At 69.5% G+C, this 24,995-nt stretch carries 23 protein-coding genes and 2 tRNA genes; 9 read left to right on the forward strand and 16 right to left on the reverse strand.

Going from position 1 to position 24,995, the window contains the following annotated elements:
* The first annotated feature begins 6 nt into the window (after window positions 1-6).
* From ABZ939_RS05215 to pknB, 5 genes are all read left to right on the forward strand, one after another.
* Complete coding sequence (locus ABZ939_RS05215) at window positions 7-531, forward strand: FHA domain-containing protein (protein WP_361849502.1); 525 nt, start codon at window positions 7-9, stop codon at window positions 529-531.
* 176 nt (window positions 532-707) lie between these two features.
* A complete protein-coding gene (locus ABZ939_RS05220; protein WP_361849504.1) occupies window positions 708-2,195 on the forward strand; it encodes a Stp1/IreP family PP2C-type Ser/Thr phosphatase in 1,488 nt (495 codons plus the stop codon).
* Window positions 2,196-2,221: 26 nt separating this feature from the next.
* On the forward strand, window positions 2,222-3,652 hold the full coding sequence (locus ABZ939_RS05225) for an FtsW/RodA/SpoVE family cell cycle protein (RefSeq protein WP_361849506.1): 1,431 nt from the start codon (window positions 2,222-2,224) through the stop codon (window positions 3,650-3,652).
* Window positions 3,649-5,115 (forward strand): penicillin-binding transpeptidase domain-containing protein, encoded by a 1,467-nt coding sequence (locus tag ABZ939_RS05230; protein ID WP_361849508.1) that lies wholly within the window; start codon window positions 3,649-3,651, stop codon window positions 5,113-5,115. Before ABZ939_RS05225 ends, ABZ939_RS05230 begins: the two co-directional genes overlap by 4 nt.
* A 163-nt stretch (window positions 5,116-5,278) precedes the next feature.
* Window positions 5,279-7,255 (forward strand): Stk1 family PASTA domain-containing Ser/Thr kinase, encoded by a 1,977-nt coding sequence (gene pknB, locus ABZ939_RS05235; RefSeq protein ID WP_361849510.1) that lies wholly within the window; start codon window positions 5,279-5,281, stop codon window positions 7,253-7,255.
* A gap of 82 nt (window positions 7,256-7,337) precedes the next feature.
* On the opposite strand, the gene ABZ939_RS05240 is transcribed toward pknB, so the two are convergent.
* From ABZ939_RS05240 to ABZ939_RS05265, 6 genes are read right to left on the reverse strand one after another with little or no spacing between them, the layout of a single operon-like run.
* The gene (locus tag ABZ939_RS05240) at window positions 7,338-8,012 is read right to left on the reverse strand and encodes a class E sortase (protein WP_361849511.1); all 675 of its coding nucleotides are present in this window, start codon (window positions 8,010-8,012) and stop codon (window positions 7,338-7,340) included.
* A 37-nt stretch (window positions 8,013-8,049) separates the two neighbouring features.
* Entirely contained in the window at window positions 8,050-9,150 is a 1,101-nt protein-coding gene (locus tag ABZ939_RS05245; protein WP_361849513.1) for a class E sortase, read from the reverse strand.
* On the reverse strand, window positions 9,147-9,785 hold the full coding sequence (locus ABZ939_RS05250; RefSeq protein WP_361849515.1) for an aminodeoxychorismate/anthranilate synthase component II: 639 nt from the start codon (window positions 9,783-9,785) through the stop codon (window positions 9,147-9,149). The genes ABZ939_RS05245 and ABZ939_RS05250 overlap by 4 nt, the downstream gene beginning before the upstream one ends.
* On the reverse strand, window positions 9,785-9,952 hold the full coding sequence (locus tag ABZ939_RS05255) for a hypothetical protein (protein WP_361850007.1): 168 nt from the start codon (window positions 9,950-9,952) through the stop codon (window positions 9,785-9,787). Before ABZ939_RS05255 ends, ABZ939_RS05250 begins: the two co-directional genes overlap by 1 nt.
* Before the next feature lie 55 nt (window positions 9,953-10,007).
* Window positions 10,008-10,700 (reverse strand): class E sortase, encoded by a 693-nt coding sequence (locus tag ABZ939_RS05260; protein WP_361849517.1) that lies wholly within the window; start codon window positions 10,698-10,700, stop codon window positions 10,008-10,010.
* Window positions 10,701-10,719: 19 nt separating this feature from the next.
* A complete protein-coding gene (locus tag ABZ939_RS05265) occupies window positions 10,720-11,487 on the reverse strand; it encodes a DUF881 domain-containing protein (protein WP_361849519.1) in 768 nt (255 codons plus the stop codon).
* Window positions 11,488-11,638: 151 nt separating this feature from the next.
* Between ABZ939_RS05265 and crgA the strand changes: the two genes are divergently transcribed.
* On the forward strand, window positions 11,639-11,893 hold the full coding sequence (gene crgA / locus ABZ939_RS05270) for a cell division protein CrgA (RefSeq protein WP_329118500.1): 255 nt from the start codon (window positions 11,639-11,641) through the stop codon (window positions 11,891-11,893).
* A 283-nt stretch (window positions 11,894-12,176) separates the two neighbouring features.
* Here crgA and ABZ939_RS05275 read toward each other — a convergent pair whose 3' ends face one another.
* On the reverse strand, window positions 12,177-13,043 hold the full coding sequence (locus tag ABZ939_RS05275; RefSeq protein ID WP_361849521.1) for a rhomboid family intramembrane serine protease: 867 nt from the start codon (window positions 13,041-13,043) through the stop codon (window positions 12,177-12,179).
* Window positions 13,044-13,154: 111 nt separating this feature from the next.
* Window positions 13,155-13,682 carry a peptidylprolyl isomerase gene (locus ABZ939_RS05280; RefSeq protein ID WP_361849523.1) on the reverse strand — a complete coding sequence of 176 codons (528 nt, stop codon included), beginning with the start codon at window positions 13,680-13,682 and terminating at the stop codon, window positions 13,155-13,157.
* A gap of 168 nt (window positions 13,683-13,850) precedes the next feature.
* Between ABZ939_RS05280 and ABZ939_RS05285 the strand changes: the two genes are divergently transcribed.
* On the forward strand, window positions 13,851-14,603 hold the full coding sequence (locus tag ABZ939_RS05285; protein WP_361849978.1) for a DUF5324 family protein: 753 nt from the start codon (window positions 13,851-13,853) through the stop codon (window positions 14,601-14,603).
* A 75-nt stretch (window positions 14,604-14,678) separates the two neighbouring features.
* Here the strand turns inward: ABZ939_RS05285 and ABZ939_RS05290 are convergent, their stop codons facing one another.
* A complete protein-coding gene (locus ABZ939_RS05290) occupies window positions 14,679-15,047 on the reverse strand; it encodes a DUF6344 domain-containing protein (RefSeq protein ID WP_361849525.1) in 369 nt (122 codons plus the stop codon).
* Window positions 15,048-15,551: 504 nt separating this feature from the next.
* Window positions 15,552-15,624 (reverse strand) — tRNA-Ala (locus tag ABZ939_RS05295).
* Window positions 15,625-15,753: 129 nt separating this feature from the next.
* On the opposite strand from ABZ939_RS05295, the gene ABZ939_RS05300 reads away from it, so the two are divergent.
* A complete protein-coding gene (locus ABZ939_RS05300) occupies window positions 15,754-16,302 on the forward strand; it encodes a DNA-binding protein (RefSeq protein WP_361849527.1) in 549 nt (182 codons plus the stop codon).
* A 60-nt stretch (window positions 16,303-16,362) separates the two neighbouring features.
* Window positions 16,363-17,706 carry a serine/threonine-protein kinase gene (locus ABZ939_RS05305; RefSeq protein ID WP_361849529.1) on the forward strand — a complete coding sequence of 448 codons (1,344 nt, stop codon included), beginning with the start codon at window positions 16,363-16,365 and terminating at the stop codon, window positions 17,704-17,706.
* Window positions 17,707-17,784: 78 nt separating this feature from the next.
* Here the strand turns inward: ABZ939_RS05305 and ABZ939_RS05310 are convergent, their stop codons facing one another.
* The 6 genes from ABZ939_RS05310 to gyrA all read right to left on the reverse strand — a co-directional run bounded on the left by ABZ939_RS05310 (window position 17,785) and on the right by gyrA (window position 24,972).
* On the reverse strand, window positions 17,785-19,140 hold the full coding sequence (locus tag ABZ939_RS05310; protein WP_361849531.1) for a hypothetical protein: 1,356 nt from the start codon (window positions 19,138-19,140) through the stop codon (window positions 17,785-17,787).
* Window positions 19,137-21,050, reverse strand: a complete 1,914-nt coding sequence (locus ABZ939_RS05315; RefSeq protein ID WP_361849533.1) for a VWA domain-containing protein — start codon at window positions 21,048-21,050, stop codon at window positions 19,137-19,139. The genes ABZ939_RS05310 and ABZ939_RS05315 overlap by 4 nt, the downstream gene beginning before the upstream one ends.
* Window positions 21,051-21,206: 156 nt before the next feature.
* Window positions 21,207-21,341 (reverse strand): DLW-39 family protein, encoded by a 135-nt coding sequence (locus tag ABZ939_RS05320; RefSeq protein ID WP_003958712.1) that lies wholly within the window; start codon window positions 21,339-21,341, stop codon window positions 21,207-21,209.
* A gap of 147 nt (window positions 21,342-21,488) precedes the next feature.
* Window positions 21,489-21,562 (reverse strand) — tRNA-Ile (locus ABZ939_RS05325).
* A 95-nt stretch (window positions 21,563-21,657) separates the two neighbouring features.
* A complete protein-coding gene (locus ABZ939_RS05330; RefSeq protein ID WP_361849535.1) occupies window positions 21,658-22,239 on the reverse strand; it encodes a DUF3566 domain-containing protein in 582 nt (193 codons plus the stop codon).
* A gap of 105 nt (window positions 22,240-22,344) precedes the next feature.
* Window positions 22,345-24,972, reverse strand: coding sequence for a DNA gyrase subunit A (gene gyrA, locus ABZ939_RS05335; RefSeq protein WP_361849537.1), 2,628 nt, complete (start codon window positions 24,970-24,972; stop codon window positions 22,345-22,347).
* Window positions 24,973-24,995: the final 23 nt, after the last annotated feature.

The raw sequence follows: 24,995 nt of genomic DNA on the forward strand, positions 1-24,995 counted from the left end.
GGGGCAATGTCAGAGCTGACCCTGACGGTCATGCGGCTGGGTTTCCTGGCCGTTCTGTGGCTGTTCGTGATCGTGGCCGTCCAGGTCATCCGCAGCGACCTGTTCGGCACGCGTGTCACGCAGCGCGGTTCGCGCCGCCAGGACGCCCGTCCGCAGCAGAACGCACGCCAGGCGGCCGCAGCGCCGCCTCAGCAGCGCGGACAGCAGAACGCGGGCGGTGGGCGGCAGCGCCGCGGCGCCCCGACCAAGCTGGTCGTCTCCGAGGGCACCCTCACCGGCACGACGGTCGCCCTGCAGGGGCAGACCATCACGCTGGGCCGGGCCCACGACTCGACGATCGTGCTGGACGACGACTACGCCTCCAGCCGCCATGCCAGGATCTACCCGGACCGGGACGGCCAGTGGATCGTCGAGGATCTCGGGTCCACCAACGGCACGTATCTCGACCGGACCCGCCTCACCACTGCCACGCCGATTCCGCTGGGCGCGCCGATCCGCATCGGCAAGACCGTCATCGAGCTGCGGAAGTAGTGCTACGTCATGTATGAGTGCGAGCGGAGCGAGCGGGCCGAGGCGGTCCCCACGACGGGCCGCGCGGCGGACCGTCAGGTCCCGGCCGCGTCCCGGCACGGGCTCCCGACCGGAGGGTGGGCAGTGTGGCTCGAGACCGGCTGTACCCCGAGGCGGCGTCGACAGGGCAGGTGCGCATGAGCCTGTCACTGCGCTTCGCCGCCGGGTCGCACAAGGGCATGATCCGCGAGGGCAACGAGGACTCCGGCTACGCCGGTCCCCGGCTGCTCGCCATCGCCGACGGCATGGGCGGCCAGGCCGCCGGTGAGGTCGCCTCCTCCGAGGTGATCTCCACCCTGGTCACGCTCGACGACGACGTCCCCAGCTCGGACATCCTCACCTCGCTCGGTGCCGCGGTGCAGCGCGCGAACGACCAGCTGCGGATGATGGTCGAGGAGGACCCCCAGCTGGAGGGCATGGGCACCACGCTCACCGCCCTGCTGTGGACGGGCCAGCGCCTCGGCCTGGTGCACGTCGGCGACTCGCGGGCGTACCTGCTGCGCGACGGTGTGCTGACGCAGATCACGCAGGACCACACCTGGGTGCAGCGGCTCGTCGACGAGGGCCGGATCACCGAGGAAGAGGCCACGACCCATCCGCAGCGTTCGCTGCTGATGCGCGCGCTGGGCAGCGGTGACCATGTCGAGCCTGATCTGTCGATCCGTGAGGTCCGGGCGGGCGACCGCTATCTGATCTGTTCCGACGGGCTGTCCGGAGTCGTCTCGCACCAGACGATGGAGGACACCCTCGCCAGCTACCAGGGCCCGCAGGAGACCGTGCAGGAGCTGATCCAGCTCGCGCTGCGCGGCGGCGGCCCCGACAACATCACGGTGATCGTCGCCGACGTCCTCGACGTCGACGGCGGCGACACCCTCGCGGGACAGCTGAGCGACACCCCGGTGATCGTCGGCGCGGTCGCCGAGAACCAGGTGCAGCCCTCCGACGGCGGGGCGATGCAGACGCCGGCCGGCCGGGCCTCCGGGCTGGGCCGCACCGCGCCGCACCAGCAGCCCCCGGCGGGCGGCTTCGGTCCGCCCGGCAGCGGCGACGACCACGGCTACGGCGGGATGCCGCCGCAGGGTTCCTTCGGCGCGTACAGCGATGGAGACTTCGACAAGTACGACAAGCCGCGCACCGGCCGGAAGTGGCTGAAGCGCAGCTTCTTCCTGATCCTGGCGCTCGCGGTGCTCGGCGGCGGTGCGTACGGCGGCTACCGCTGGACGCAGACGCAGTACTACGTCGGCTCCAACGACGAGCACGTGGCGCTGTACCGGGGCATCAGTCAGGACCTGGCCTGGGTCTCGCTCTCGGAGGTCGAGAAGGACCACCCCGAGATCGAACTCAAGTACCTGCCGCCGTACCAGCGCAAGCAGGTCGAGGACACGATCGCCGGCGGCAGCCTCGGCAAGGCGCAGACGAAGATCGCGGAGCTTTCCGCGCAGGCCACGGCCTGCAAGAAGGCCGAGCAGCGCCGTGAGGCCGCCGACAAGGCCGCGGACCAGGCGAGCAAGCCGCCCGCCGACGGTTCCACCCCCGACTCCAAGCCCACCACAGCCGCTCCCTCCCCGGGCCCCACCCTCACGGAGGACGAGCAGAAGCTGGCCTCGAACTGCGGCAAGCAGTAAGCACCCGTAGGGGGCCTTTCACCACCATGAGCGTTGTCACCAACACGACCACGATCGGCGCGATCGAGGCGCCGAGCCGCCGGAACACCGAGCTGGCGTTGCTCGCGTTCGCCGTCGCCATCCCCGTCTTCGCGTACCTCAACGTCGGTCTGGCGATCAACGGCAAGGTGCCCGCGGGGATGGCGGGCTACGGCCTCGGCCTCGGCCTGCTCGCCGGCGTCGCGCACCTCGTGGTGCGCAAGTTCGCCCCGTACGCGGACCCGCTGCTGCTGCCGCTTGCGACCCTGCTGAACGGCATGGGCCTGGTGCTGATCTGGCGCCTGGACCAGTCGCCGCGCATCATCAACCGGTACAAGACGTTCACCCCGGACGCGCCCAGCCAGATGCTGTACTCGGCGATCGCCGTCGCGATGTTCGTGGGCGTGCTGCTGATCCTGAAGGACCATCGGGTCCTCCAGCGCTACACGTACATCTCGATGGTGGCGGCGCTCGTCCTGCTGCTGCTGCCGCTGGTGCCGGGCCTCGGCGCCGACGTCTTCGGCGCCAAGATCTGGATCAGCGTCGCCGGTTTCTCCATTCAGCCCGGTGAGTTCGCCAAGCTGGTCCTCGCGGTCTTCTTCTCCGGCTATCTGATGGTGAAACGCGACGCGCTGGCGCTGGCCAGCCGCCGCTTCATGGGCCTCTATCTGCCGCGTGGCCGTGACCTCGGCCCGATCCTGACGATCTGGGCCGTCAGCCTTCTCATCCTGGTCTTCGAGAACGACCTCGGTACGTCGCTGCTGTTCTTCGGCATGTTCGTGATCATGCTGTACGTGGCGACGGAGCGAACCAGCTGGGTCGTCATGGGTCTGCTGATGTCCACCGCCGGTGCTGTCGTGGTCGGTTCCACCGCCACCCACGTCCAGTCCCGTGTGGCCGCCTGGCTCGACCCGTTCGAGTGCCTGAAGACGGCTCCCGAGGGGTCCAACATGGCCGCCGCCTGCGACCAGATGACCCAGGTGCTGATGTCCTTCGGCTCCGGCGGCATCCTCGGCACCGGCCTGGGCCAGGGCAACTCCGACCTGATCGGCTTCGCCGCCAACTCCGACTTCATCTTCGCCACCGTCGGCGAGGAGCTCGGCCTGGCCGGCGTCATGGTCTTCCTTCTCCTGTACGGCCTGATCATCGAGCGCGGTGTCCGCACCGCCCTCGCCGCGCGCGACCCGTTCGGCAAGCTGCTCGCGATGGGCCTGTCGGGCGCGTTCGCGCTGCAGATCTTCGTCGTCGCCGGCGGTGTGATGGGCCTGATCCCGCTGACCGGTATGACCATGCCGTTCCTCGCGTACGGCGGTTCCTCCGTGATCGCCAACTGGGCTCTGATCGGCATCCTGATCCGGATCAGTGACACCGCGCGCCGCCCGGCGCCCGCCCCTGCCCCGTCCCCCGACGCCGAGATGACCCAGGTGGTCCGTCCGTGAACAAGCCCCTGCGCCGGGTCGCGATCTTCTGCGGCCTGCTGGTCCTCGCTCTGCTGCTCCGGGACAACTGGATCCAGTACGTCCGCGCCGACGAGCTGAACGCCCACCCGAAGAACAGGCGCGTCACGATCGAGCGGTACGCGAACGAGCGCGGCAACATCATCGTGGACGGCAAGCCGATCACCGGCTCGGTCGACTCCCAGGACCCGTACTACCGCTTCAAGCGCACCTACACCGACGGCCCCATGTGGGCCCCGGTCACCGGTTATGCCTCGCAGGCGTACGACGCCAACCAGATCGAGAAGATCGAGGACGGCATCCTCACCGGCAACGACGACCGGCTCTTCTTCGACCGCACCCTGTCGATGTTCACGGGCGACAAGAAGAAGGGCGGCAACGTCGTCACGACGCTGAGCGGCGCCGCCCAGAAGGCCGCTTTCGAGGGTCTCGGTGACAAGACCGGCGCGGTCGTGGCCATCGAGCCGAAGACCGGCAAGATCCTGGCGATGGCGTCCACGCCCTCGTACGACCCCTCCTCCTTCGCCGGCTACTCGTCGAAGGACGAGAAGGCGTGGGTCGCGCTGGAGAAGGACAAGAACAAGCCGAAGCTCAACCGGGCGATCCGTGAGATCTACCCGCCCGGCTCCGTGTTCAAGGTCGTCACGGCGGCGGCGGCGCTGGAGAACGGCAAGGTCACCGACGTCGAAGCGCCGACGGACACCCCCGAGCCGTACAAGATCCCGCTCTCCACGCGGAACATGGTCAACCACGCCAGTGGGTGCGAGAACGCCAGCCTGAACAAGGCGCTGGAGATCTCCTGCAACTCCGTCTTCGCCAAGCTCGGCGACGATGTCGGCCGCGACAAGATGGTCGAGATGGCGGAGAAGTTCGGCTTCAACGCGGAGCAGTTCACGCCGGTCCGCTCGGCCGCCTCCGTCTACGACAAGAAGATGGACCGCGGCGGCAACGCGCTGTCCTCCATCGGCCAGTTCAACACGGCGACCACCCCGCTCCAGATGGCCATGGTCACGGCCGCGATCGCCAATGACGGCAAGCTGATGAAGCCGTACATGATCGACAAGCTCGAGGCGCCGAACCTCGACGTGATCAAGCGGAACGAGCCGGAGGAGATGAGCCGCCCGGTCTCGCAGGAGACCGCGCAGAAGCTCCAGCAGATGATGGAGAACGTCGTCTCGAAGGGCACCGGCACCAAGGCCGATCTGAACATGGAGGGCGTGAAGGTCGGCGGCAAGACGGGTACGGCCCAGCACGGCGAGAAGAACGCCAAGCGCCCCTACGCGTGGTTCATCTCCTACGCCAAGACCGACCAGGGCTCCCCGGTCGCGGTCGCCGTGATCGTCGAGGACTCCGCGGGCACGGACCGTGAGGACATCAGCGGTGGCGGTCTCGCCGCCCCGATCGCCAAGGCTGTGATGAAGGCGGTACTGAAGAGCAGGAGCTGACCGGGCGGCCGGGCACCGGCCAGTACCGGCCAGGTACCGGTCAGGTATCAGGTGCCGGTCGCGGGCGGAACCCCTTCCCGTGGCCGGTAGCGTATGCGCGAACAGCACACCGCCGGACCACACACGGGTGCGGTCGGGACAGACGGAGAGGGCTGGATCAGTTATGGAAGAGCCGCGTCGCCTCGGCGGCCGGTACGAGCTGGGCTCGGTGCTCGGCCGTGGTGGCATGGCGGAGGTCTACCTCGCCCACGACACCCGGCTCGGCCGCACCGTCGCCGTGAAGACGCTGCGGGCCGACCTCGCCCGCGACCCGTCCTTCCAGGCCCGGTTCCGCCGTGAGGCCCAGTCGGCCGCCTCGCTCAACCACCCGGCGATCGTCGCGGTCTACGACACCGGCGAGGACTACGTCGACGGGGTCTCCATCCCGTACATCGTGATGGAGTACGTCGACGGCTCGACCCTGCGTGAGCTGCTGCACTCCGGGCGCAAGCTGCTGCCCGAGCGCACGCTCGAGATGACGGTCGGCATCCTCCAGGCGCTGGAGTACTCGCACCGCGCCGGCATCGTGCACCGTGACATCAAGCCGGCGAACGTCATGCTGACGCGGACCGGTCAGGTCAAGGTCATGGACTTCGGCATCGCGCGCGCCATGGGCGACGCGGGCATGACCATGACGCAGACCGCGGCGGTCATCGGCACGGCGCAGTACCTCTCCCCGGAGCAGGCCAAGGGCGAGCAGGTCGACGCCCGGTCCGACCTGTACTCGACCGGCTGTCTGCTGTACGAGCTGCTGACCGTCCGGCCGCCCTTCGTGGGCGACTCCCCGGTCGCGGTCGCGTACCAGCACGTGCGGGAGGAGCCGCAGCCGCCGAGCAACTTCGACCCCGAGATCACGCCGTCGATGGACGCCATCGTCCTGAAGGCGCTGGTCAAGGACCCCGACTACCGCTACCAGTCCGCGGACGAGATGCGTGCCGACATCGAGGCCTGCCTCGACGGGCAGCCGGTCGCTGCGGCCGCGGCGATGGGTGCGGCGGGATACGGCGGCGGCTACGGCAACGGTTACGGCGGCTACGCGCCGGACGACCAGCCGACGACGGCTCTGCGCCAGGCCGACCCGGCCGGCCAGACGTCGATGCTTCCGCCGATGAACCCGGACGACGGCTACGGCTACGACGACCGCCCGGACCGCCGCCGCCAGAAGAAGTCGAACACCTCGACGATCCTGCTGGTGCTGGCGGGCATCCTGGTGCTGGTGGGCGCGATCCTGATCGGCCAATCGATCTTCGACGGCAAGAAGGGCACGGACCAGGTGTCCGTGCCGCAGCTGGTCGGCCACACGCTGCAGGAGGCCGAGGGCCTGGCGAAGAACGCCCAGGTGAAGGTCGCCCAGTCCGGTGCCGAGCGCTGCGACCAGCCCAAGGGCAAGATCTGCAGCCAGACGCCCGTGTCCGACGGCGTGGCCAAGATGGACGTCGGCGCGACGATCTCGGTCGTGATCTCCGAGGGCGCGCCGCAGGTCGAGGTTCCGGACGTCACCGAGAAGTCCCAGGAGAGTGCTGAGTCGGCGCTCAAGGACAAGGGCTTCAAGGTCAAGATCGACTACGAGGAGTCCGACGAGGAGGCCGGCCGGGTCCTGAAGCAGAACCCGACGGGCGGTTCCAAGGCGGAGCAGAACTCCGAGGTCACGATCACGGTGGCGAAGAAGGAGAAGTCACAGCTTCCGGACGTCACGGGCCGCAGCTACGACCAGGCCGTCCAGGACCTCAAGCTGCTCGGCTTCGAGAACGTCGCCCGCCAGGACGTGGACTCGGAGCAGCCCCTGAACACGGTCGTCGGCATGAACCCGAACGGCAACACGGACCAGCCCAAGGACGTCCAGATCACGCTGAAGGTCTCCAAGGGCCCGCAGCAGACGCAGACGGCGATCCCGACGGGCCTCACGGGCAAGAAGTTCGAGGAAGTGAAGCAGCAGCTCGAGGCCCTGGGTCTGAGCGTGCAGCAGCAGGGCTCGGACAAGAACGACGCCATGGTCATCGGCACCAACCCGCCTGAGGGAAGCCCCGTCACCACCGGTCAGACGGTCACCGTCTTCACGACGGGCGGAAACGGCGGCAACGGCGGCGGGTTCTTCGACTAGCCGCACCCGCGCGTGACACGAGGAGCCCCGGCATCCAGGAGGATGCCGGGGCTCCTCGCATACGAGGTCCGGTGGGGTGCCGTTATCGCAGCTCCGCCGGCGGCGTCCGCGCCGCGTCCACCTTCTCCGTGCGCTCCAGCTCGCCCCACACGATGTACCGGTAGTCCGACGTGTACATCGGCGTGCAGGTCGTCAGCGTGATGTAGCGGCCCGGCTTCGTCTTCCCCGACGCCTTCGGGACCGGCTGGAGGACGTCCACGTTGTACTTCGTCGTCTCCGGCAGGCTCTTGTAGACCTTGTAGACGAACCAGGTGTCCTTGGACTCGAAGACGATCGAGTCGCCGTTCTTCAACTTGTGGATGTTGTGGAACTTCGCCCCGTGCCCGTCCCGGTGCGCGGCCAGCGTGAAGTTGCCCTGCTTGTCCTGCGGGAGGGCCGACTTGACCGGGTCGAGGTAGTAGCCGGCGACACCGTTGTTGAGGGTGTCGGTGTCCGTGCCCTTCTTGACGAGTATCTCGTCGCCGCCCATGGCCGGGACGTGCAGGAAGCCGATGCCGTCCTTGGTGTCCAGGGCCCCGGGGCTGTCCGCCCAGTGGTCGCGGACCTGGTCGCCGTCCTTGTCGGCGGCGCGGTCGGCGAGGACGTTGGTCCACCACAGCGAGTAGACGACGAAGAGTCCGAGCACCAGGCCCGCGGTGATGAGGAGTTCACCGAAGAGACTGATGACTCCGGCGATCCGGTTGCGCGCACGTGCCACTGCGTCGTCCCGTCCTGAGGTGTGGGTTCGTGGGGTCTCAGCCTACGAGCGCGTCCGGCTTTCCCTTGCTGCGCGGGCGTTCCTCGACCATCTTGCCCCACACGATCATGCGGTACGTACTAGTGAACTCGGGCGTGCAGGTGGTCAGCGTGATGTACCGGCCCGGCTCCTTGAAGCCGGACTGCCTCGGCACCGGCTCGATGACCGACACGTTCGACGGCGCGGTCTGGGGCAGGATGCTCGCCATCTCGTACGTGTAGTACGCGTCCTGGGTCTCGACGACGATCGGGTCGCCGGGCTCCAGCTGGTTGATGTAGCGGAAGGGTTCGCCGTGCGTGTTGCGGTGCCCTGCCACGGCGAAGTTGCCCTGCTTGTCGGAGGGCATGGCCGTCTTCAGGGTGCCCTCGGAGTAGTGGCCCACCATGCCCCGGTCCAGGACCTTGGGCTTGCTGATGCCCTCGGCGACCGGGACGACCACGTCCAGCTTGGGGATGTACATGATGGCGAAGCCCTGCCCCGGCTCGAAGGCGCCCGGTGCCCGCCCCTTGGCCCAGGCGTCCTCGATCTGCTCCTTGGCCTGGTTCGTCTGCTGTCCGGCCCGTACGTTCGTCCACCACAGCTGGTACGTGACGAAGAGCAGCATGACCACGCCGAAGGTGATGAACAGCTCGCCCACCACGCGGCTGGCGACGACTCCGACGCTCTCCTTACGGGCCCGGGCAGCGCGACGGGCCTCGACGCGCGAGAGCGGGGCGGCGGGCGTCTCGGCGGCCGGCTCGGGCGCGCCACGGCGCCCCTTGCCCCTGCCTTTGGCGGCGCGGCGGCGCTCGGCCCTGCCGGGGCCGGGAACGGGCGCGGGAGACGGCTCCACGGTGCGCAGCGCCATCGTCTCGTCGTGCGGTGCGTCGCGCGGTTCGTCGTACGTGTCGCCGTACGTCTGGTCATGCGCCTGCAAGGGCGGCTCAGGCTCCGGTAGGGGCTCGTACGCCGTCGTCTCGTACGCCGGCGCCTCGTACCCGTACGCAGGCTCGTACGCGGCCTCGTACGCCGTTTCCTCGTACCCCGCCTGTACAGGTATCGGCTCGTCCTCCGGTTCCGGCAGGTTCGTCGCCCGGAACCACGGCGACCCCGCCGTCACGCGACGGCCTTGCCCACCACCGGCGCGAGCCCCGCCGACCGGCCCACCGCCCCCTTGTCGCCGCACTGCTCCAGCCAGTTGGCGAGCATCAGGTGGCCGTGCTCGGTGAGCACCGACTCGGGGTGGAACTGCACGCCCTCGACGGCCAGATCACGGTGGCGCAGCCCCATGATGATGCCGTCGTCCGTCCGCGCCGTGACCTCCAGTTCGGCCGGGAGCGCGGCGGGCTCGGCGGCCAGCGAGTGGTAGCGCGTCGCGGTGAACGGCGAGGGAAGGCCCGCGAAGACGCCCTTGCCCTCGTGCGTGACGAGCGAGGTCTTGCCGTGCAGCAGTTCGGGGGCGCGGTCGACGACACCGCCGTACGCCACCGCCATCGACTGCATCCCCAGGCAGACGCCGAACACGGGCACGCCGGTCGTGGCGCAGTGGCGCACCATGTCGATGCAGACACCGGCCTGTTCGGGCGCGCCGGGTCCGGGCGAGAGCAGGACGCCGTCGAAACCGTCCTGCGCGTGGCTCAGTTCGACCTCGTCGTTGCGCAGCACCTCGCACTCGGCGCCGAGCTGGTAGAGGTACTGAACGAGGTTGAAGACGAAGCTGTCGTAGTTGTCGACGACGAGAATCCGCGCGCTCACTATCGGTCCACCGTCACATCGTTGAACGGAAGCAGCGGCTCCGCCCAGGGGAAGACGTACTGGAAGAGGGCGTAGACGACCCCGAGGACGAGGACGAGCGAGATGATCGCCCTGACCCACGCGTTGCCCGGCAGATGCCGCCAGATCCAGCCGTACATGACGTCCACTGCCCCTTCCGTTCGTTACGGGCACCAGAGTACGGGGCATCGGGGCTGTCAGGGGTCAGCCGGTCAAAGCCGGTGGCTTGCCCTGCGTCACAGGCTGGGTGGCGTCCAGGTGCGCCCAGGCGATCAGCCGGTGGCTGCTGCCCCACTCGGGCTCGCAGGTGGTGAGGGTGAGATAGCGGCCCGGTCCGTCGAAGGCGGCGGCGTTCTTCTTCAGGGGCCGCGGTACGGGGTCGATCACGCCGATGTCGGTGGGGACGGTCCGGTACGGCTTCGTCTTGATGCGATACGTGTACCAGGTCGTGCCGTCGGTGAGGACGACCGCGTCACCCGGGCGCAGCCGGGGGAAGTCCTTGAACGGATCTCCGTAGGTGCGCCGGTGGCCTGCCACGGAGAAGTTGCCGGTCTCGCCGAGGCGGGCGGTGGCGGCGTAGTGGCCGAGGCCCTTCTTCAGGATGGTCGCGGAGGTGCCCTCCAGGACGGGCCACTCCCATGTCCCGCCGAGTCGGGGGATGTACATGACGGCGATGCCCCGGCCGGGCGTGTAGGCCTTGGGGGGCGGTGTGGCCGCCGTGGTGTCGGGGACGGGCTGCTCGACCCACTCCTGTTCGAGGGAGTCGATCTGGCCGGCCGTGGCGCTCTCGGCCTGGACGCCCGTCCAGAACATCACGTACACGACGAAGAGGACGATCAGGGTCCCGGCGGTGATGCACAGTTCGCTGAACGTTCTGACGATCAGTCGCACCGCCACCGGCCGGGCCTCCCCGCAGTCAGCTCACAGGCTTCGCGTAGTGGAGATCCACTGTGCCGGAGTAGCCGGGAAGAGTCACCGCCCTGTGCTCGTCCACTTTCCAGCCGAGCCCGTACGCCTGCACGTACAGCTGGTAGTTCTGGACGGCGGGCGAGTCGGCGAGGGCCTTGCTCAGCTTCGCCCGGTCACCCACGGCGGTGATCTTGTACGGGGGTGAGTAGACGCGGCCCTGGAGGATCAGGGTGTTGCCCACGCAGCGCACGGCGCTGGTGGAGATGAGCCGCTGGTCCATGACCTTGATGCCCTGGGCCCCGCCCTTCCACAGGGCGTTCACGACGGCCTGGAGGTCCTGCTGGTGGATGACGAGGTCGTTGGCCTGCGGTTCGGGGTAGCCGGGGGCGGCCTGGGCGTTCGGCGGGGCGTCGTTGAGGGTGACGGTCAGGCCGGGCCCGGATGTCTCGGTGGTCCCGGCGGCCGCCTCCAGGGCGCGCAGCTTCGCGTCCTCGGCGCTGGTGGAGCCGTCGTCGCGGGCGGCGAGGGCGTCGACCTGTCCGCGCAGGGCTGCGGTGGACTCGTCCAGGCCGGCGTTCTTGTGGCTGCGCTCCTCGATCAGGTCGGAGAGCCTCAGCAGGGAGGCGTCCGTCCGGATGTTGGTGCCCTTCGCGGTGTTGAAACTGGTCACGAAGATCAGTCCGGCGAGGGCGAAGACGGCAGCGGTCAGCACCCGGACGGGGCGCCACCTGGTGGGTCGGCCCGGCCCGGGGGAAGAGTCGGCGGAATTGCTCAACGTACCCTGATCCCCTTCGGTGCCGCGGAACCACTACGCTAACGGACGCCCGGGGGACGCAGTGGTCCTCCTACGTCACCCAGCCGTCCCGCCCCGGCGCCAGCCACAGTTCCCTGCGCGGTCACGCAGCGCATCGACAGGAGAGTCCCTCGTGCCGAAGTCACGTATCCGCAAGAAGGCCGACTTCACGCCCCCGCCCGCCAAGCAGGCCACCAACATCAAGCTGACCAACCGCAGCTGGGTGGCTCCCGTGATGCTGGCGCTGTTCGCGATCGGGCTGGTGTGGATCGTCGTCTTCTACGTCACCGACGGCACGCTGCCGGTGAAGTCCATCAACAACTGGAACATCGTGGTGGGCTTCGGCTTCATCGCGGCGGGGTTCGGCGTCTCCACGCAGTGGAAGTAGCTTCTCCGCGTCAGACTCGTCAAGCCTTGCCCTGAACTTATCCACAGCGTTGTGCACAGCACTGGATAACTTACGAAGATCTGTGGATAACTCCAGGCAGGTTGACACCGGTGTGACTGCTGCGCCTCCGCCTGGAGAGCACCCCGCCCCTCACCCCCGCTGGAAAAGCCCAGCTCAGGGGTGAGGGGCGCAGTCGTTCTCCACCGGATGCGCAAGATCCACCACGCGCTGTGGATAACTCTGGGGAAAGCTTTCCGAGAAGCTCGTCCACAGCCCTCGTCGCTCAGGTGAGCGCGGCCGAGCGGGCGAGGACCATCCCCAGGTCGATCAGGAGCACCAGTCCACAGGCCGTGTACTGGATCACGTTCCGCCGGGCCCGGGGCGCGTGCAGCAGACCGTAGGTCACCAGGGCGCCGCCGACGAGGCCGCCGATGTGCGCCTCCCAGGAGATGCCGGGGCGGGTGAAGGTCAGCAGCAGCGACAGGCCCACGAAGAGGATCACCGGCCGCATGTCGTACCGCTGCCGGCGGGTGAGCACCGCCCAGGCGCCGATCAGGCCGAACACGACGCCCGAGGCGCCCAGCGAGGGCTGGTTCGCCGCGGACAGCAGATAGGCGAGCGCGGAGCCGGAGAGTCCGGAGAGCAGACAGAGCGTGGCGTAGCGGATCCGGCCGAGCTCCGGCTCCACGATCCCGCCGATGACCCACAGGCCCAGCATGTTGAAGACGAAGTGCGGGATCTCCTGATGGAGGAAGGCGGAGGTCAGCAGCCGGTACCACTCGCCGTCCGCGACCCCCACCAGCTCGCCGAGCGGCGGGCTGTAGGCGTAGCCGATCAGCGACAGCTCCTCCACGACCCGGTCGCCCGCCACCTGCACGGCGATGAACAGGGCGAGGTTGATCGCGATGAGGATCTTGGTGACGAAGCGCCCGTCGGACGCCATCCGGCCGCCGGCGAGCGTGCGCGGCTGGTTGGCGTCGGGCGCGTGGCCCGTGCCCGAACCGTTCCGTACACAGTCGGGGCACTGGAAGCCGACGGAGGCGGAGACCATGCACTGCGGGCAGATCGGCTTGTCGCAGCGGGTGCAGCGGATGCCTGTCTCGACGTCCGGGTGGCGGTAACAGCGCGGCAGGCCGGACTGCGGCTCCATGGAGGTCCCTCCCGAGGAGATGGGGCGGCGAGGCATCGCCCCGCCCTCCTGATACGGACGGGCGGGGCGGAAAGGTTCCCTGGCGGCCGAAGGCCGTATGGCGGCGGACGGTCAGCGGGTCTCGATGACGACGGACTCCAGGACCACGTCGTCGAGGGGGCGCTTCGTGTTCGCGTTGACCGGCGTCGCGGCGATCGCGTCGACGACCTTCTTGCTCGCCGCGCCGACGACCTCGCCGAAGATCGTGTGCTTGCGGTTGAGCCAGGTCGTGGCGCCGACCGTGATGAAGAACTGCGAGCCGTTGGTGCCCGGGCCCGCGTTGGCCATCGCCAGCAGGTAGGGGCGGTCGAAGAAGAGCTCCGGGTGGAACTCGTCGGCGAACTCGTACCCCGGCCCGCCCGTTCCGTTCCCCAGCGGGTCGCCGCCCTGGATCATGAAGCCCTCGATGACCCGGTGGAAGACGGTGCCGTCGTACAGGCGGTCCGCGGCGACCTTGCCGGTGGCCGGGTGCGTCCACTCGCGCTCACCCCGCGCGAGTTCGGTGAAGTTTCTGACCGTCTTCGGGGCGTGGTTCGGCAGCAGCCGAATCTCGATGTCGCCCAGGCTGGTCTTGAGGGTGGCGTAGAGCTGCTCGGCCACGGTCCGCCTTCCGTAAGTCTCCACTGACGCGCATCGCATCCTCGCACGGAAGAGACAGGGGAATGCCCCGGATGCCCGCCCCGCATGCCGGACCGCGATCGGACAGGCATGATTTCGAAATGGGTGGAAAGGCGAAAAACCGACACCGCCACCGAGGAGGAGGATCTCGTGACCCGGATGGACAGCGTGCGCGCCGCGACCGATTCGGCCAGGGACAGCGTGCTGCACGCCGCGGACGTGGTGGCGCCCTATGCCGGCACGGCCAAGGATCAGGCCGCGCAGTACGCCGGCACTGCCAAGGACCACGCCGCGCACTATGCGCACGAGGCACGCGTCCGGCTCGCGCCGAAAGTCTCGAAGGCCGCTCAGCAGGCCCGTAAGCAAGCTCGTGTGCAGTACCTGTGCTATGTCGCACCGCATGTACCGCCGCGGGTCGACGAGGCCGCGCATCGCGCCGCGATCGTCACCCGCAAGGCCGCCCGTCAGGCGGCCGACTACACCGTTCCGCGTGTCGAGACCGCGGTTGCCGCGACCGGTCCCGTCCTCGATGAGGCGGGTTCGCGTTCGGTGGCCGCCTGGGCCGCGCTGCGCGGACAGGTGACACCGAAGGACGTTCAGAAGATCGTGAGGAGGCACCGGCGTCGGGCCAGGGCCGGACGCGCCGCCAAGGGATTCGTGATCCTCGGCGTGCTGGCCGGCGGCGCCTTCGTCGTGTGGAAGTGGTGGGACAAGCAGGCCAACCCGGACTGGCTGGTCGAACCGCCTGCTCCTACCGAGGTCGATGAGGGGGCGTCGGAACCGTCGTCCCGGACGTCGCCGCTGTCGTCCGTCGACGGCAGTGGGGCTCTCGATCCTGAGGTGGAGGCCAAGGAGGCCGAAGCCGAAGGGGATACCGATACGGGGCGCGACGAGCGTCGCTGACCGTGGGCTGCCTCCGCGTCGTGCGGTGGGCCGGTCGTGCAATGGGGCGCGGGGAGCATGTCGACTCCCTGCGCCCTACGCCGTCGCGGCGAGCGCGCGGCCGGACAGCTCCGTCTGGTCCGCGAGAGCGGTCTCGACCGGGGAGTCGGCGCGCAGGTGGCGGACGGACGGCGAGGAGTTGTGCGCCTCGGCGCGGATGCGCTGCTTGATCGTGGGCGGCAGGGCGCGGTCGCGCACCGCGGGCCACTGATACGCCGTTCGCTGCGCCGGTACGGCAGCCAGGGTGCGCGCACCCGTGGTGGCGGTGGAGGCCGGCTCCTCCGGCTGCTGAACGGCGGGAGCCTGCGCGGCGGTGGCGGTGCTCGCCAGACCGACGGAGGCGAGCAGGGCGAAGAAGACGGAGATGAAGGCGGTCCAGAACTGCTTGACCTTGGCGGTGGCCATGGCCCCTCGCTTTCGTGACGTTCTCGGATGGTTCATTTCGAATTGCGCGCTTTTCGTACCTTCCTCATGATGTGGACGAGCGCCGGGATTCCTCGGAGCGACGCCGCCACCGCGCAGTTCTTCCGATGAACACCACTCGTACGGCTCAGTGAGCGCCGACGAGTCCCGTGACTCCGTCGGTGACCGGCGCCTGCGCGCGCGTGCTCTCGGCCCACCGGACTGCGGGCTTCGTCACCGCGGCGGCCACCAGGAAAATCGCCCCGAGAACGAGCCGGCCGGGCATGCCCCAGGTCACCAGGAGTGAGACATCCATTAAGTGGCCGCGAGACCGGGCCACTTGAGGCGCGCCAGGCCCCCTCGCCTGGTCGGCGGCCCACCGCCCGCACGCCCTGCCCGCACCCTCGCCCGCGCACCCTCCCGGTCCGCTGGGTCCTGCCGGCGGGGCACGGAACCGCAAAAAGCCCCTCTGAACTGCGTTTCCGCAGGTCAGAGGGGCTTGTCCGGTGGAGCCTAGGGGAGTCGAACCCCTGACATCTGCCATGCAAAGACAGCGCTCTACCAACTGAGCTAAGGCCCCGGAACGAGAACAGAGTACCGGGTCACACCCTCTTTCCCGCAAAAGGATTGGGACTCCCGGTCGGCGACCACGCTCCGTAAGATGCTGATCGAGGTTCGCAGTGGCGAACCGCAGGGATGGGGAGAAGCAATGGACGCAGCGCAGCAGGAAGCCACGGCAAGAGCCAGAGAGCTTCAGCGCAGTTGGTACGGAGAGCCGTTGGGGGCGCTCTTCCGTCGACTGATCGACGATCTCGGGCTGAATCAGGCCAGGCTGGCGGCCGTGCTCGGTCTCTCGGCACCCATGCTCTCCCAGCTGATGAGCGGCCAGCGGGCCAAGATCGGCAACCCGGCCGTCGTCCAGCGTGTCCAGGCCCTCCAGGAGCTCGCCGGACAGGTCGCGGACGGCAGCGTCAGCGCGGCCGAGGCCACGGACCGCATGGACGAGATCAAGAAGTCGCAGGGCGGCTCCGTGCTGACCGGCACCACCCAGACCACGACCAGCTCGGGCGCGCCGACCGTGCGCCGCGTGGTCCGGGAGATCCAGTCGCTGCTGCGCTCGGTCGCGGCCGCCGGCGACATCATCGATGCGGCGGACTCCCTCGCCCCGGCCCACCCGGAACTGGCAGAGTTCCTCCGGGTGTACGGCGCCGGGCGCACCGCCGACGCGGTCGCGCACTACGAGTCGCACCAGAACTGACGCAGAGCAGCAGCCGGTCCGGCAGTACGGACCCGGACGACGGGGAGCGGGCACAGCGCAATGGGTGAGGTCTTCGCTGGTCGGTACGAGCTGATCGACCCGATCGGACGCGGTGGCGTCGGCGCGGTGTGGCGTGCCTGGGACCACCGGCGCCGCCGCTATGTGGCGGCCAAGGTGCTCCAGCAGAGCGACGCCCACACGCTGCTCCGCTTCGTCCGGGAGCAGGCGCTCCGGATCGACCACCCCCATGTCCTCGCCCCGGCCAGCTGGGCCGCCGACGACGACAAGGTGCTGTTCACCATGGATCTGGTGGCCGGCGGGTCTCTTGCGCACGTCATCGGCGACTACGGCCCGCTGCCGCCGCGTTTCGTATGCACCCTGCTGGACCAGCTGCTCGCCGGATTGGCCGCGGTGCACGCGGAGGGGGTCGTGCATCGCGACATCAAGCCGGCGAACATCCTGCTCGACGTCACCGGAACCGGGCGGCCGCATCTGCGGCTGTCCGATTTCGGCATCTCGATGCGCAAGGGGGAGCCCCGCCTCACGGAGACCAACTACGTGGTGGGGACGCCCGGTTACTTCGCGCCCGAGCAGATGTTGGGCGCGGAACCGGACTTCCCGGCCGACCTCTTCGCGGTCGGCCTGGTGGCGCTCTATCTGCTCCAGGGCCAGAAGCCCGACTCCCGCGCCCTGATCGAGTACTTCATGGCGCACGGGACCCCGGGTGCCCCTGAGGGCATTCCGGAGCCGCTGTGGCAGGTCCTCGCGGGCCTGCTCCAGCCTGACCCGCAGGCCCGTTTCAAGACGGCGACGGGCGTGCGCAAGGCGCTGACCTCGGCGGTCGAGATGCTGCCCGAGGCCCGCCCGGACGAGGAGCCGGTCGAGGTCTTCGACCAGATCGGCCCGCTGCCCGCCGGTTTCGGCCCGAACGGCCCCGAGGCCCCGGCCCAGGCCCCCCAGGCCCCGGCCCCCGCGCCGCAGACCTCGGCCGCCCCCGCACCCGTACAGCCACACACACAGACTCAGGCACAGGCGCAGCAGCCGGTGCCGAGCCCCTCCGAGACGGGCAGCTTCCACCTGCCCCCGCCCCCTCAGCCGGCCGCCGCCCCCACGCAGCCCCCGGTCCCCGCTTCGTCCGCGCATACGGCCTCCCCCCATCCCGCCGCCGCGCCGGACTTCGCCCAGGCCCCGACGGCCGCGGTGTCGTACCAACAAGCCTCTACTCGTCAATACACCGCTCACGCCGAACAGGTTCCCGCCCACGCGTCGCCGACCGCCCCCGCGGCACAGTCCGCCCAGGCCCCGGCAAAGCGACCGGGACCGCCCCCGAAGGTGGCGATCCCGGTCCTGGTCGTCGCGCTGCTCTGCTTCGCGGTCGGCATCTGGGCGCTCACCCAGACCTGACCGCTCGGCCCGACCGGCCCGCTCGACCTGGTCGACCGCTCGCCCCGCCTGATCGGGCCGCCTGGCCCGGCCGTCGGCCTACCAGGCCGTCGGCGGTCCGAACTGCGGCGGCCCGCCCTGCGCCGCCTCCCGCGCCGCCCGGCGCCGCCCGGCGAGCATCCACAGGCCGAGCCCGACGATCAGGACGGTTCCGGCGCCGATCCCGGCCGCCGCGACCAGGGCCATGCTGTCGCTCTTCTGCGCCTGCGGCCCGCTCGCACCGCTGGCCGCCGCGTCCCGGTCGTCGTCGGTGACCTTGAAGACCCCGGCGTCCCCGTCGTACGCGGGACCCGCCTTGGCCGTGCCTGTGACGTTCACCCGCAGGGTGAGCGGCACCGGCTTGTCCCCGTACTCCTTGGCGACCTCCGGACTGAGCGTGGCCGACAGGTAGTACCAGCCCGCGAACCGCAGGGCGTTCGTGTAGCTGTTGGAGGAGTAACGGTTCTCGAAGGCGACCGGCCGGTGCGGATCGAGCGCCAGCGTCGCCGGCTTGCCGTCGTAGCTGACGGTGTCCTGGTCGACATGGCCGCGGGCCGGGTTGTCGAGCGACAGCACCAGCGCGTTGCTCACGTACTCGGTGCCGCCCGAGGGGCTGCTGCCGAGCTCCGCGGTGGCGAAGATCTGCTGTCCCCAGTCGACGGGCACCCGGTAGAAGAGCGTCTGACCGGGCTTGATGTCGGCGCGCCACTCGCCCTGCTTCAGCGAGGTGGCGTCGTGGAACCCCGCGCCGCCCTGGCGCTTCTGCGGGCCGCCGGCGGGCGGCTGGGGCGAGGAGGAGGGCCAGTTCTCGGGCAGCTCGGTGGGGCCGGTCTGCTTCACCCCCGGCTCGGCGAGGTACCGGATCTCCAGCTCCCAGTCGTCGGGCGTGGAGACGGCCTTGGAGGTCCGCTCGACCAGCACGTAGTACGCGCCGGCCCGCTGGCAGGTCGAGCTGTCGGTCTCGATGGTGCGGTGGGCGTACGCGGTGATGGGCCGGGTGAACCCGGCGGACTCGAACGCCGCGTCCTGGTAGCCGCATTGCGAGCCGGAGCCGTCCTGCAGGCTGACCTTGATGCCGTCGCCGTACTCCGTCTTGCCGCCGGGCTTCGGCACGGCGACCACCGACACGTACGCGTTCTGCTTCGCGTCGAGATCGACCCGGTAGTAGAGCTTGCCGTCCTTCTTGATGCTGTCGCGGTAGCTCTGACCGGCCTTCAACTGCTGGGCGTCCAGGCTGGATGCGGCTCCCTCGACCGGCGTGGCCGCGGTGTCGAAGGTGAACGGGCTCTCCCCGGCCGCCCATGCCACGCCCGGCAGCACCGCGGCCGTGAACACCGCCGCCGCACCCGCCGCCGCGACCAGGGACCCGGCCGCCCGCGTCCTCCCGTGCCGCGTCTTCACGCGCTGCGTCTTCACGCGCCTCTCCTCGTGTCCGTAGCCGTCCCGCGCCGTACCCGCTTCACGGCGAACACCGCCGCCGCGATCAGTACGACGGCTCCGCCGCCCGCCCCTGCGGCCCCGGTGACGGTCCATCCTGCCCCGCCCGTCCCGCTGCTGTCTGCGCGCGCGGACGATTCGCCCTGCTTGTCGGCCTTTCCGGCCACCGGCGCCGCACCGTGCTCCGGCCCGGCGAGCTCCTTGCCGAGGACCGCTACGCGCAGGACCACGGCGATCTGCGGGTTCCGGGCGATCTCGGCGGTCTCGGCGCCGAGCGTGACCGCGATGTAGAAGCCACCGGTGGTGTGCACCGGGACGACGTTGGGGTTGCTCTCGTACCGGTTGGTCCAGGCGACGGGCACCGTGCCCATGCTCAGTGCGGTGGGACGCCCGGTGTAGCTGGTCTCGGAGCCGAACTCGCCCGTTCCGCCGCCGACGGGGTGGCGGGCGGGGGTGTAGACCTGCGTGCCGCCGTACGACGTCACCGACGAAGAGCCGTCGACGGTCGGCTCGTTGGCGAACTCGACGTCGTAGCGCAGCTGCTGCCCCCAGCCGACCGGCACCTTGTACCAGAGGGTCTGGGAGGGCAGGATCCGGTCGCGCCACACGCCGCGTCCGAGCTCCCGGGCGTCGTTGAAGCCGGTGCCGCCGCGGACGTCCTTCGGGTCACCGGTGGGCAGGACGACGTCCTTGCCGCCGGCCCCATACTCCGGCTGGGACTGCGCCGGGGTGACGCCGGGCCGCAGAGGTGTCTCGACGCCGAGGACCAGCTCCAGCGGCCAACGGGCCGCGTCGGACGCGGGCTTGCTGGTGCGCTCGACGACGAACCAGTAGCGGTCGGCGTCGTCGCAGGTCGAGTACCGCTTCTCGGTCGGGATGCGGGCGACGGCCGAGGTCAGCGGGACCGCCCCCTCGTCCTGGTGGAAGATCTCGCTGTTGGTGGCGCAGGTGCCCTCGCCGCCGGCGTGGGCGTAGACCAGGCTGGTGCTCAGCTTGTCGACGGTGTCCACGGCCGCTCCGGGCTGCGGCACGGCCGTCGCCGAGAGGTTCACCGTGGAGACGTCGTCCAGATCGGCCGCGTAGTACCGCTTCTCACCGGGCCCGATGGTGTCCAGGTACTGCCCCGGTACGAGTCCCGGCGCCCGGTCGCTCGTCGGTGTGCCCGTGATCTGCTTGCCGCGCAGCCGGTAGCCGTCCGCGGAGAGCCGGGAGGCCCGCTGCAGCTGCCGGGCGAGCGCGTCGGCGTCGGGCGCGTCGTAGTAACGCCCGTTGCCCGCCTCGGCGATGCACTCCAACTGCTCCCGCGCCGCGCCCTTCACCTGGAAGCCGACGGTGTCGATCCGCAGTCCGATGCCGTCCTTGGCGAGCTGGGCGGCGACCTCGCAGGGCTTGGGGCTGCCGCAATTGTCCTCTCCGTCGGAGATCAGCAGGATCGTGCGCGTCCCGATGGTCCCGCCGGAGGGCTCGGGAAGGTCCTGCGCGGCCTTCTGGAGGGAGAGCCCGATGGGGGTGTCTCCCGTGGGCCTCAGCGCCGCGACGGCGGCCTTGAGCCCGGCCCGGTCCAGCGGGGCGACCGGCCGGACGAGCCGGGTGTCGGTGCATCCCTTGGGCCGGTCGGCGCCGTAGACCCGCAGGCCGGTGGGGTGACCGTCGGGCAGGCCGTCGACGACGGTGCCGACGGCCGTGCGGGCCGCTTCCATCCTCGTACGCCCCGAGCCGTCGTCGTCGCCCATGGAGCCGGACGAGTCGAGCACCATCACCAGGCTGCCGGTGGCCGTTCCCTCCTGATCGGCCGCGACGGCCGCCTGGGCTGTCTGCGCCGGCGTGAGCAGCAGCGCGAGCAACGCCCCCGCTGCCACGACCGCCCCCGTTGTCCGTCGTGTTCTCATGCACCGTCCCCCTTGACCGCGATCACTCAACTTTGCTCTCGCAACTTAATGATTTGCGGAGGTGAACTCAAGAGGAGTGGTGTCACGGTCCTGAAACAGCGTGAAGCCCCGGCCGCTCGATCGCGGCCGGGGCTTCACGCTCAGACGTGCTGCGTCTCAGACACCCGAACCTGCGGGCACGGAGTCGGTCGCCTCCGTCCACAGATCCTGCTCGGCGCGATCCGCCTGGATCTGGCGGTACACGAGGAGCCCGCCGATGGCGGCCAGTGCGACCAGGAGAAGCTTCTTCACCGCGCGACCTCGTCTTTCGTTGACGTAGGAGACTTCTGACGCCCACTCTACACACCGACCGATACCGATCGGTGACCTACCCGGGCCGCCGTCCCCCGTACAAAGCAATCGGCCCGGACGGAGAACCGTCCGGGCCGATCTGCACTGTGGGGCTAACAGGATTTGAACCTGTGGCCTCATCCTTATCAGGGATGCGCTCTAACCAACTGAGCTATAGCCCCGCCGCGCTTTGCGGGGTGTCCCGCGCGCTGACTCCTGAAGATTAGCGCACGTGGGGGCCAGTCCCAAAATCGGTTCCTTCAGGCCCCCACGCAGCTCATTCGTCCTCCGCCAGCGTGAGCTCCACACCGCCCACGAAACCGGCCGACAGGTTGTAGATGAACGCCCCCAGGGTCGCCAGCGCGGTCATCAGGACCACGTCGATCACGGCGATCACCGAGGTGAACATGAGCACCCGCGGCAGCGAGAGGAACGACTGCAGATCGAAGCCGTTGGACTCGTTCGAGCCCGTCGCCTCGCTGATCGTGCCGCCGACGGTCGAGAAGACGCCCATGGCGTCCATGACCATCCACAGCACCGACGCAGCCACGACCGTGCAGATGCCCAGCGCGATGGAGAGCAGGAAGCTCACCTTCATCACCGACCACGGGTCGGCCTTGGCCACCCGCAGCCGCGCCTTGCGCGTACGGGGCGTGGTGCGGGCCCCGGTACGCGGGCGGCGCACGGCGCCCGTGTTCTGGCCGCCCATACCGCCCGCCACCCCGGCGGCCGGCGCCTGAGCGCCGTACGCCTGCGGTGGGTGGTACGGCCCGCTCGGCTGCTGCGCTCCCGCGCGCTCGCCGGGCAGCGGCCCGTTGTACGTCTCGTACGAGGGCTTCTGCCCTCGGGTGTCCGTCACCGCAACCCCCTGGGAGTCCGTGGCGGAACCACGGGCACCGTTCGCTCCAGCACCAGCAGAAGCTCCGGCAGCCGCCGAACCGGCGCCCGTGGCTCCACTCACGCTCTACTCCTCGTGCTCCCCGGCCGAGGGCTGGGTGCCCTCGGCTGCTTCGACCGCGGTCGCGGCCTCGACGCCTTCCGTGCCCTCGACACCGGTCGCACCGTCGGCGTACTCGGCATCCGCGACCTCCTCGGCCTCGCTGCCCGCCTCGGCGTTCCGTGCGATACCGACGACGGCATCCCGCTTGCCCAGGTTGATCAGCTGGACGCCCATGGTGTCACGGCCGGTCTCCCTGACTTCGTTGACTCGCGTACGAATCACACCGCCGGACAGCGTGATGGCGAGGATCTCGTCCGTCTCCTCGACCACCAGCGCGCCCACGAGCGAACCCCGGTCCTCCACGATCTTGGCGGCCTTGATACCGAGGCCACCGCGACCCTGGACGCGGTACTCGTCGACGTTGGTCCGCTTCGCGTACCCACCGTCGGTGGCGGTGAAGACGAACGTACCCGGCCGGACGACATTCATCGAGAGCAGTTCGTCGCCTTCGCGGAAACTCATCCCCTTGACGCCGGACGTCGCCCGTCCCATCGGGCGCAGCGCGTCGTCCGTCGCGGTGAACCGGATCGACTGCGCCTTCTTGCTGATGAGCAGCAGATCGTCCTCCGCCGAGACCAGCTCGGCGCCGATCAGCTCGTCGTCGCTGCCGTCCTCGGTCTCCCGGAGGTTGATCGCGATGACACCGCCCGATCGCGGCGAGTCGTAGTCCTTCAGCGCGGTCTTCTTCACCAGACCGGCCTTCGTGGCGAGCACCAGGTACGGCGCGGCCTCGTAGTCGCGGATCGCCAGGATCTCGGCGATCTGCTCGTCCGGCTGGAATGCCAGCAGGTTGGCGACGTGCTGGCCGCGCGCGTCCCGCCCGGCGTCCGGGAGCTCGTACGCCTTGGCCCGGTAGACCCGGCCCTTGTTGGTGAAGAAGAGCAGCCAGTGGTGGGTGGTTGACACGAAGAAGTGGTCGACGATGTCGTCCTGCTTCAGCTTCGTGCCGCGCACGCCCTTGCCGCCGCGCTTCTGCGAGCGGTAGTCCTCGGTCTTCGTCCGCTTCACATAGCCGCCACGCGTGATGGTGACGACGATGTCCTCCTCGGCGATCAGGTCCTCGATGGACATGTCACCGTCGAAGGGCACCAGCTTGGAGCGGCGGTCGTCGCCGAACTTCTCGACGAGCAGCGCCAGCTCCTCGCTGACGATGGCGCGCTGACGCTCCTCGGAGGCGAGGATCGCGTTGTACTCGTTGATCTTCGCCTGGAGCTCGTCGTGCTCGGCGACGATCTTCTGGCGCTCCAGGGCGGCGAGCCGGCGCAGCTGCATCTCGAGGATGGCGTTGGCCTGGATCTCGTCGATCTGCAGCAGGCCCATCAGGCCCTCGCGCGCGACCTCGACCGTGTCGCTGCGGCGGATGAGCGCGATGACCTCGTCGATCGCGTCCAGCGCCTTCAGCAGACCGCGCAGGATGTGGGCGCGCTCCTCGGCCTTGCGCAGCCGGAAGCGGGTCCGGCGGACGATGACCTCGATCTGGTGCGTCACCCAGTGACGGATGAACGCGTCCAGGGAGAGCGTGCGCGGCACACCGTCGACGAGCGCCAGCATGTTCGCGCCGAAGTTCGTCTGCAGGTCGGTGTGCTTGTACAGGTTGTTGAGGACGACCTTGGCGACGGCGTCGCGCTTGAGCACGATGACGAGGCGCTGGCCGGTACGGGACGAGGTCTCGTCGCGGACGTCGGCGATGCCGCCGATCTTGCCGTCCTTCACCAGGTCGGCGATCTTCTGCGCGAGGTTGTCCGGGTTGGTCTGGTACGGCAGCTCCGTGACCACCAGGCACTGGCGGTTCTGGATCTCCTCGACCTCGACGACCGCGCGCATCGTGATGGAGCCACGGCCGGTGCGGTACGCCTCCTCGATGCCCTTGCGGCCCACGACCAGCGCGCCGGTCGGGAAGTCCGGGCCCTTGATCCGCTCGATGAGCGCGTCGAGCAGCTCCTCGTGCGTGGCCTCGGGGTGCTCCAGCGCCCACTGGGCACCGGCCGCGACCTCGCGCAGGTTGTGCGGCGGGATGTTGGTCGCCATACCGACCGCGATACCGGCCGAGCCGTTGACCAGCAGGTTCGGGAAGCGCGCCGGCAGAACCGTCGGCTCCTGGTTCCGGCCGTCGTAGTTGTCCTGGAAGTCGACGGTCTCCTCGTCGATGTCCCGGAGCATCTCCATGGCCAGCGGCATCATCTTGCACTCGGTGTACCGCATGGCGGCGGCCGGGTCGTTGCCCGGGGAACCGAAGTTGCCGTTGGAGTCCACCAGCGGCAGCCGCATCGACCACGGCTGGGCCAGGCGGACCAGGGCGTCGTAGATCGAGGAGTCGCCGTGCGGGTGGTACGTACCCATGACGTCGCCGACGACGCGGGCGCACTTGTAGAAGCCCTTCTCGGGCCGGTAGCCGCCGTCGTACATCGCGTACAGCACACGGCGGTGGACGGGCTTCAGGCCGTCCCGCACGTCGGGCAGCGCACGCGACACGATGACGGACATCGCGTAGTCGAGGTAGGACCGCTGCATCTCGGTCTCGAGCCCGACGGGCTCGATCCGCAGCACCGGCTCTTCTTCTTCGGTCGTCACGGGGGGGTTCTCGTCGGCCATTGCTGGTCGTCAGTCCTTTCGTA

It is taken from the genome of Streptomyces sp. NPDC046712 (assembly GCF_040645695.1).
Taxonomy (GTDB): domain Bacteria; phylum Actinomycetota; class Actinomycetes; order Streptomycetales; family Streptomycetaceae; genus Streptomyces.